This window comes from Oceaniglobus roseus, from assembly GCF_002869745.1.
GTDB classification, from domain to species: Bacteria; Pseudomonadota; Alphaproteobacteria; order Rhodobacterales; family Rhodobacteraceae; genus Oceaniglobus; species Oceaniglobus roseus.
Window position 1 is genome coordinate 1 of the sequence record NZ_PNOS01000070.1, and the last position, 8,330, is coordinate 8,330.

General features: G+C 70.2%; 7 protein-coding genes and 1 pseudogene. 5 read left to right on the forward strand and 3 right to left on the reverse strand.

Annotated features, from left to right (window positions below; genetic code table 11):
* From A7B20_RS21515 to metG, 3 genes and pseudogenes are all read left to right on the forward strand, one after another.
* Positions 1 to 589 (forward strand): annotated as a pseudogene (locus tag A7B20_RS21515) (hypothetical protein); the annotation flags it as partial.
* A gap of 89 nt (positions 590 to 678) precedes the next feature.
* Positions 679 to 1,896 (forward strand): MFS transporter, encoded by a 1,218-nt coding sequence (locus A7B20_RS20755; protein WP_102110489.1) that lies wholly within the window; start codon positions 679 to 681, stop codon positions 1,894 to 1,896.
* A 54-nt stretch (positions 1,897 to 1,950) separates the two neighbouring features.
* On the forward strand, positions 1,951 to 3,681 hold the full coding sequence (gene metG / locus A7B20_RS20760; RefSeq protein WP_102110490.1) for a methionine--tRNA ligase: 1,731 nt from the start codon (positions 1,951 to 1,953) through the stop codon (positions 3,679 to 3,681).
* 39 nt (positions 3,682 to 3,720) lie between these two features.
* Here the strand turns inward: metG and A7B20_RS20765 are convergent, their stop codons facing one another.
* A complete protein-coding gene (locus tag A7B20_RS20765; protein WP_102110491.1) occupies positions 3,721 to 4,422 on the reverse strand; it encodes a corrinoid protein in 702 nt (233 codons plus the stop codon).
* A 242-nt stretch (positions 4,423 to 4,664) separates the two neighbouring features.
* Between A7B20_RS20765 and A7B20_RS20770 the strand changes: the two genes are divergently transcribed.
* On the forward strand, positions 4,665 to 5,765 hold the full coding sequence (locus tag A7B20_RS20770; RefSeq protein ID WP_102110492.1) for a PA0069 family radical SAM protein: 1,101 nt from the start codon (positions 4,665 to 4,667) through the stop codon (positions 5,763 to 5,765).
* A gap of 39 nt (positions 5,766 to 5,804) precedes the next feature.
* Complete coding sequence (locus A7B20_RS20775) at positions 5,805 to 6,404, forward strand: GNAT family N-acetyltransferase (RefSeq protein WP_102110493.1); 600 nt, start codon at positions 5,805 to 5,807, stop codon at positions 6,402 to 6,404.
* A 6-nt stretch (positions 6,405 to 6,410) separates the two neighbouring features.
* Here A7B20_RS20775 and bmt read toward each other — a convergent pair whose 3' ends face one another.
* Positions 6,411 to 7,424: a betaine--homocysteine S-methyltransferase gene (gene bmt, locus A7B20_RS20780; RefSeq protein ID WP_102110494.1), complete on the reverse strand. Its 1,014-nt coding sequence runs from the start codon at positions 7,422 to 7,424 to the stop codon at positions 6,411 to 6,413.
* A gap of 28 nt (positions 7,425 to 7,452) precedes the next feature.
* Positions 7,453 to 8,330, reverse strand: an 878-nt coding sequence (locus A7B20_RS20785) for a DUF2156 domain-containing protein (protein WP_172961075.1), incomplete at its 5' end; no start/stop codon positions are given.

The window sequence follows — 8,330 nt, forward strand, 5'->3', positions numbered from 1 at the left end:
CCCGGCGCCGCGCGCCACCGAGATGACGCCGCCGCGCACCGAGGCTCCGCGCGCCGAAAGACCGGCCTACAAGGGCAAGCCCGCCGCGGAAGGCCACGCGCCGCGCGCCGCCGGGTCGAAGTCGTGGAAGACGCCCGCGTCCGACGCGCCGCGGGACCGCCCCGCCCGGGGCGGCAAGCCCTGGGAGAAGGAGCGGCGCGAGGGCGGCAAGCCCCGCGAGACATCCGACCGCCGTGAGGGCGGCAAGCCCTGGGAGAAATCCGACCGGCCGGGCAAACCGCAGGGTCGGCCTGCTCCCCGTGACGGCGGCAAGCCGGAAGGCGCCGGGTTCAAGCCGCGTCCGAAACCGGCGGGCAAGCCTGCCGCCGCGGCTGCAGACGCCCGCGACCCGTCGAAGCGCTTCGTTCCGCCCGGCGCCAAGCCGGGGCGTCCCGGCCCGCGCGCAGGCGGCCCGGGAAAACCGGGCGGCAAGCCCTTCGGCAAGCCGGGGGGAAAGCCTGCCGGTAAACCCACCGAAAAAGCCGGAGGCAAGTCCTTCGGCGGCAAGCGCGGACAGGGCCCCGACAGCCCGCCCCGCCGCAAGCCCTGATCCGAAAACGACAAAACGGCGTCGCAGCGGGGCAGGGGCGCCCCGCGGCACCGTGACAGGCTGATCCCACCGAAGCCCCAAGCGACCCGATGCGCCTGCTGATCTCCTTCACCGCCCTGTTCCTGTCGCTGATCCTGCTCCAGATCGGCTCGGGCGGGCTGATCCCGCTCGACGCGATCTCGGGGCTGGGGCTGGGGTTTTCCAAGGCCGAGGTCGGCCTTCTCGGCTCGGCCCATTTCTTCGGCTTCTTCATCGGCTGCTGGTGGGCGCCGCGGCTGATGGGCAGCATCGGCCATTCCCGCGCCTTCGCCGCCTTCACCGCCACGGGCACCATCGGCATCCTCGCCCACATGCTGGTGATCGACCCGCTGGTCTGGGCGGGGTTCCGGGTGATGTCGGGACTCTGCGTCGCGGGCTGCTACACGGTGATCGAAAGCTGGCTGCAGGCGAAGGTCACGAACGAGACGCGGGGCCGCGCCTTCGGCGTCTACCGCATGGTCGACATGGGCGCATCGCTCGCGGCGCAGCTGTTCATCTCGGTGCTCGAGCCCGGCAGCTACGTCTCCTACAACCTCCTCGCGCTCCTTTGCTGCGCGGCGCTGCTGCCGCTGACGATCACCCGGCTGAAGCAGCCCGAGACGCCCGCGGCCCCCCGCCTGCGCCCGATGATGGCCTGGCAGCGCTCGCCCCTCGCGGCGGCGGGGGTGGTGGTGTCGGGGTTGACCGCCTCGGCCTTCCGGATGGTCGGACCGGTCTACGGGGTCGAGGTGGGGCTGACGGCGGACCAGATCGCGCTGTTCCTCGCCGCCTTCGTCCTTGGCGGCGCGCTCAGCCAGATCCCCGCGGGCTGGATCGCCGACAAGTACGACCGCCGCTGGGTGCTGATCGCCTTCTCCGCCGCCGGGATCGCCGCCTGCGCCGCCACCGTTGCTTTGTCCACGGGGGGGACGGCGGCGGTGATGTTGGGCTCGGCCCTGTTCGGATTCGCCACCTTCCCGATCTATTCCGTCTCCGCCGCCCATGCCCACGACTATGCCGACAGCTCGGAACGGGTGGAACTGTCGGCGGCGCTGATGTTCCTCTACGCCGTCGGCGCCATCGCCTCGCCCTTCGTGGTGTCCGAGCTGATCGCCCGATTCGGCCCCCCGGCGATGTTCCTCTTCGTCTCGGCGGCCCATGCGGTGCTGATCGTCTTCGGCCTCCAGCGGATGATGCGCCGCCCGGCGAAGACGCGCACGCCCTATGTCTATTCCCCGCGCACGACCTTCGTGATCGGCCGCCTGCTGGGACGCTCCCGCGACCGCTAGCCCTTCCCGGGGGCTTGCGGTAAAGGGGGCGCGACCGGCAAGACAGGGCATCCCATGGCACGCATCCTCATCACCTCCGCCATTCCGTACATCAACGGGATCAAGCACCTCGGGAACCTCGTGGGCAGCCAGATGCCGGCCGACCTCTATGCCCGCTACATGCGCCAGCGGGGCCACGAGGTGCTGTTCCTCTGCGCGACCGACGAACACGGCACCCCGGCCGAGCTGGCGGCGGCCAAGGCGGGCGAGCCGGTGGCGGACTACTGCGCGCGGATGTGGGCGGTGCAGAAGGAGCTGTCGGACGGGTTCCGGCTGTCCTTCGACAAGTTCGGCCGGTCCTCGTCGCCCCAGAACCGGAAGCTGACCCAGCATTTCGCGGGCAAGCTCGACGAGGCGGGGCTGATCGATGAGGTGGCGGAAAAGCAGGTCTATTCCGTTGCCGACGGCCGCTTCCTGCCCGACCGCTATATCGAGGGGACCTGCCCCAACTGCGGCTACGACAAGGCCCGCGGCGACCAGTGCGAGAACTGCACCAAGCAACTCGACCCGACCGACCTGATCAACCCGCGCTCTGCCATCTCGGGCTCGACCGACCTTGAAGTGCGCGAGACGAAGCATCTTTACCTGAAGCAGAAGGGGATGCGCGGCAAGCTCAGCGACTGGATCGAGAGCAAGACGGACTGGCCGGTGCTGACGACCTCGATCGCGAAGAAGTGGCTGAACGACGGCGACGGGCTGCAGGACCGCGGCATCACCCGCGACCTCGACTGGGGCGTGCCGGTGCAGAAGGGCGACCAGCCCTGGCCCGGGATGGAGGGCAAGGTGTTCTATGTCTGGTTCGACGCGCCCATCGAATACATCGCCTGCGCGGGGGAATGGGCCGATGAACAGGGGCTTCCAGCCGAGGCGTGGGAGCGGTGGTGGCGCGTCGATCACGGCGCCGACGATGTCCGCTATGTCCAGTTCATGGGCAAGGACAACGTGCCGTTCCACACCCTGAGCTTCCCGGCGACGATCATGGGGGCGAACACCATTCCGGGCGAGGACTGGAAGCTGGTCGACTACATCAAGTCGTTCAACTACCTGAACTACGAGGGCGGCCAGTTCTCGACCTCGCAGGGGCGCGGCGTGTTCATGGACCAGGCGCTGTCGATCCTGCCCGCCGACTACTGGCGCTGGTGGCTTCTCTCCCACGCGCCCGAGACCAGCGACACCGAGTTCACCTGGGAGAATTTCCAGGCCTCGGTGAACAAGGACCTGGCCGACGTCTTGGGCAACTTCGTCTCGCGCGTCACCAAGTTCTGCCGCTCGAAGTTCGGCGAGGAGGTGCCTGCCGGTGGCAGCTTCGGCGAGGCCGAGGAGAAGCTGATCGCCGACCTGACGACGCGCATCCGCGCCTACGAGCGGTTCATGGAGGCCATCGAGATCCGGAAGGCCGCGGCCGAGTTGCGCGCGATCTGGGTGCTGGGGAACGAGTACCTGCAGGCCAACGCGCCCTGGACGGTGTTCAAGACCGACCCCGAGCGCGCGGCGGCCATGGTGCGGCTGTCGCTGAACCTTGTCCGGCTCTACGCGGTGCTGTCGAAGCCCTTCATCCCGGACGCGGCGGCAGAGCTGATGACGGCCATGGGGACGGAGAACGGGGACTGGCCCGAGGACGTGGCGGCGGCGCTCGACGTGCTTCCGGCGGGCCACGCCTTCACCGTGCCCGAGGTGACCTTCCGCAAGATCACCGACGACGAGCGCGACGCCTGGAAGGCGCAGTTCTCGGGCGTGCGCAAGTAGCGCGCGCCCGGTCCGCTTGGATGTGAGGGGACGGCGGCCTCAGCCGCCCGCGGCCATCTGGTTGTGTTTGCGGGCGACGAAGGTCTTCGCCGTCTCCACCGCCACGGCGGCATCGCGGCAATAGGCGTCGGCACCGATGGCGCGGCCGAATTCCTCGTTCAGCGGTGCGCCGCCCACCAGCACGATGTAGTCGTCGCGGATGCCCTGGGCGACCATCGTGTCGATCACCACCTTCATGTAGGGCATCGTGGTGGTCAGCAGCGCCGACATGCCGAGGATGTCGGGCTTCTCGCTTTCCAGCGCCGCCATGTACTTCTCGACCGCGTTGTTGATCCCGAGGTCGACCACCTCGAACCCGGCGCCCTCCATCATCATCCCGACGAGGTTCTTGCCGATGTCGTGGATGTCGCCCTTGACGGTGCCGATCACCATCTTGCCCATCCTGGGTGCACCGGTTTCCACCAGCAGCGGCTTCAGGATCGCCATGCCGCCCTTCATGGCGTTGGCGGCCAGCAGCACCTCGGGGACGAACAGGATGCCGTCGCGGAAGTCGTTGCCGACGATGGTCATGCCCGCGACCAGCGCCTTGGTCAGGATGTCGTAGGGTTCCCAGCCGCGGTCCAGAAGGATGTGGACCGACTCCTCGATCTCTTCCTTCAGCCCGTCATAGAGGTCGTCGTGCATTTGCAGCACAAGCTCGTCATCGGGCAGGTCGGCAAGAATGATGTCGTCGTCAGCCATATCGCACTCCATGGCGGGCCCGCGCGGAATGCGCCCCGGCCCGGCTCAGATTCTCTCTTCGCGCCAAATATCCGTTGCCACACGACAGATAACGACATTCGCCGCGTCCTGCGCGACCCTGCGCCCCGGAGGTGGCCCGCGCAAGGGCGCCAAGCCTCCAAAATTTGCATGAAGATGATGAGGCGCGGCCCCCACGATGCGCCCCTCTTGTGAATGTTCGCTTAATGTTCCAACGTCCCCCCATGCCGCATCGCATCGCGAATCCCGTTCCCGACCCCGAGCTTCTGGCCCGCGCCAAGGGCCGCGGCGCGCTGTCCAATGCCGACGGCCGGTTCGAACCCTACGCCCATGTCCGCGAGTCCGACGGCTGGGACCGGGAGGAGGACCTGCCGCCGCTCAGGACCACCGTCAGCGTCGAGGTGCCGCGCAAGGTCATCACCCGCAACAGCTCCCCCGACATCGGCTTCGACCGCTCGATCAACCCCTATCGCGGCTGCGAGCACGGCTGCATCTACTGCTTCGCGCGGCCCACCCACGCCTATCTCGGCCTGTCGCCGGGGCTCGACTTCGAGACGAAGCTGATCGCCCGCCCCGAAGCGCCGCGCCGGCTGGCGAAGGAGCTGTCGGCGAAGGCCTATCGCGTCGCCCCCATCGCCATCGGCACCAACACCGACCCCTACCAGCCGATCGAGAAGTCCCGCCGGATCATGCGCGGCTGTCTCGAGGTGCTGTCGGAGTTCCGCCACCCCGTCACCATCGCCACCAAGGGCACGCTGATCGAGCGCGACGCGGACCTCCTGGGCGAGATGGGTCAGGCGGGGCTCGCCAAGGTCGGCATCTCCGTCACCACGCTCGACGCGACGCTCTCCCGCAGGCTGGAGCCGCTGGTGCCTGCCCCCGCGCGGCGGCTGAAGGCGATCGAGGCGCTGGCGAAGGCGGGCTGCCCGGTGCGGGTCATGGTCTCCCCGGTGATCCCCGGCCTGACCGACACCGAGGTCGAGGCGATCCTGCAAAGCGCCCGCGACGCCGGGGCGGTGGCGGCCAGCTGGATCATGCTGCGCCTGCCTCTGGAGGTCTCGGGCCTGTTCGTCGACTGGCTGCGCGCCCATTATCCCGACCGCGCCTCGAAGGTCATGTCGCGGCTGAGGGAGATGCACGGGGGCAAGGAATACAGCGCCGAATGGCACCGCCGGATGCGCGGCGAGGGCGTGTACGCCGAATTGATCGGCAAGCGGTTCGACCTCGCCTGTTCGCGGCTCGGGCTGGACGTCGCGCTGCCGCCGCTGCGCCGCGACCTGTTCCGCGTCCCGCCGCGGCCGGGCGACCAGCTTTCGCTGTTCTGACGCCGCCGCTATAGAGGGCGCGGCAACGGAGGGACGGGGATGCTGAGCGACGGGTTTCACGATGTGCCGCCGGGCAGGGTGGCGGCGGTGGTCACGCACCTCGAAATGGCGCGCCCCGCCGCACCCCGCGACGTGCCCGCGCCCGAGGGGCTGACGCTCGAGCATCTGCCAGACCCCGATCCCGACCGCTACCTCGCGCTCTACCGCAGGGTCGGCTCGGGCGACTGGCTCTGGTTCTCGCGCGCCGTCATGCCGCGCGACGAGCTGGCGTCGCTCCTGCGCGACCGCCGGGTGCAGGTCCACGTCCTGCGGCAGGGGGACGAGGACATGGGGCTGTGCGAACTGGACTTCCGCGTGCCGGGGGCCTGCGTGCTGTCGTTCTTCGGCCTCGCGCCGGATCTCGTGGGGCAGGGGGCCGGGCGCTGGATGATGAACCGCGCGATCGAACTGGCCTGGCGGGACGGGGTGGAGCGGTTCCACGTCCACACCTGCACGCTGGACCACCCGGGCGCGCTGTCCTTCTACCGGCGCAGCGGCTTCGTCCCCGTCTCGCAGCAGATCGAGATCGCGACGGATCCGCGGCTCGACGGCACCCTGCCCGAGGAGGCCGGGCCGAGGGTGCCGATCTTCCGCCCCTGAAGGCCGTCAGTCGCGGCGGCGACGCCGTGCGCGGGTCGGCGTGGTGTCGTCGCCCGTGCCGTCATTGGCCGAGGAGAAGCCGCCGAGCCGCGCGGTGATCTCCTCCAGCGTCGGCCGCTCGCCCGCGGGCCGGGTGTCCAGCGCCTCTCGCATCTTCTCGAGGTGGGAGGGCGTCGTGCCGCAGCAGCCGCCGATGATCCGCGCGCCGCAGTCCCGCGCGAGCACGGCGTAATCCGCCATCAGCTCGGGCGTGCCGTCATAGTGGATGTGGCCGTCGTGGTATTTCGGGATGCCCGCGTTGCCCTTGGCGATCACCGGCCGCTCGGTCCCCGCGGCGACGAAGCCCAGGACGGTGCGCAGCAGGTCCGACGCGCCGACGCCGCAGTTGGCGCCGAAGGCGACGGGTTTCGAACCCTTCAGCTTCTCCACCATCTCGGTCATGCCCGCGCTGGTCAGCCCCATCATGGTGCGCCCCGCGGTGTCGAAGCTCATCGTGCCGCACCAGGGCATCCCCGCAAGGTCCGCGGCCTCGGCGAAGGCGCGGTATTCCTCGGCGGCGCTGATCGTCTCGACCCAGAGCACGTCGGCCCCGCCTTCCTTCAGCCCCTCGGCCTGTTCGTGGAACATCTCGACCGCGCGGGCGTGGGTCAGCGGGCCCATCGGCTCGAAGATCTCGCCGGTGGGGCCGACCGAACCGGCGACGACGACGGGGCGGCCTGCCTTGTCCGCGACCTCGCGCGCCAGCTCGGCACCCGCCTTGTTGAACTCGCGCACCCGGTCCTGCGCCTGGTGCAGCTTCAGCCGCGAGGCGTTGCCGCCGAAGGTGTTGGTCAGGAACAGGTCGCTCCCCGCATCGACCGCGCCGCGGTAGAGGGTGCGGATCTTGTCCGGGTCGGTGACGTTCCAGAACTCGGGCGCGTCGCCCGATTGCAGGCCCATGTTGAAAAGGTTGGTGCCGGTGGCGCCGTCGGCCAGCAGGAACGGCTTTTCGTCCAGCAGGCGGGAGAGAAGATCGGACATGATTTGGATCCCGGGTTGCAGCGGCAGGTCAGTTGCGCCGCTCTTGCCACGGATCGGGGGCGGGGGCAAATGCCGCCGTGGCCCGACCCCCTTCGATATCGGCGTGACCGGGGGCCGGATCCGCTGTCGGCGGACGGTTCACCGCCCGTGCGAGGTCGAGCGCGCCAAGCAGCAGGGACAGCCGGTCCGGCGCGGCGGCATGGACCGGCTGCCAGCGCGGCGCGAAGCTCGCCTTGAACTGGCGCAGCCCGGCGCTGCCGGCGCGGCGTGCGAAGGGACGGGTCAGCCAGCCGGGCCCGGCGGGATCCGGCACCGCGGCAAGGCTCACGCGGGCCACGCCCTCGGTGCGGGCGGTGCGGATCGCGGTGGCGACGGCGAGGTGCAGCGCGCCGTCGGGAAGGCCCGGGGCGTGGCGGATCAGGTCCAGCGTCCGCTCCCGCGCCGCGACATGGAAGCTGACGAAGCCGACCAGCTGCCCGTTCCGGCGGATCGTCCAGACCTCCTGCAAGGCGAGGGTGGCGGGGGCGGTCCGGCCCATGGTCACGCCCCGCGCACCGCCATGGGCGGCCTGCCAGGTGGCGTCGATGCGCAGCATCTCCGCCATCGGCAGCGGACCTTCGGCGCGGGCGACCTCGACCCCGGCGGCGGCGGCCTTCTTCAGCTTGCGGCGCAGCTGGCGGCCACCGGGGCCGAGGGGATCGAAGGCGCGGGTCTCGACGATGGCCTCGACCCCGACCCGGTGGACATGCCAGCCCATGGCCCGCGCGGCGGCCGCGTCGCGCGGCGGCAGCTTCCACGCGAAGGCGCGGCGGCCGGACCGGTGCGCGGCCTTGCGCAACGCGGTGAGCGGCGGCGGACCGTCGCTCCAGCCGGGGCCGATCATGGCCACCGTGTTGGCCAGCCGGT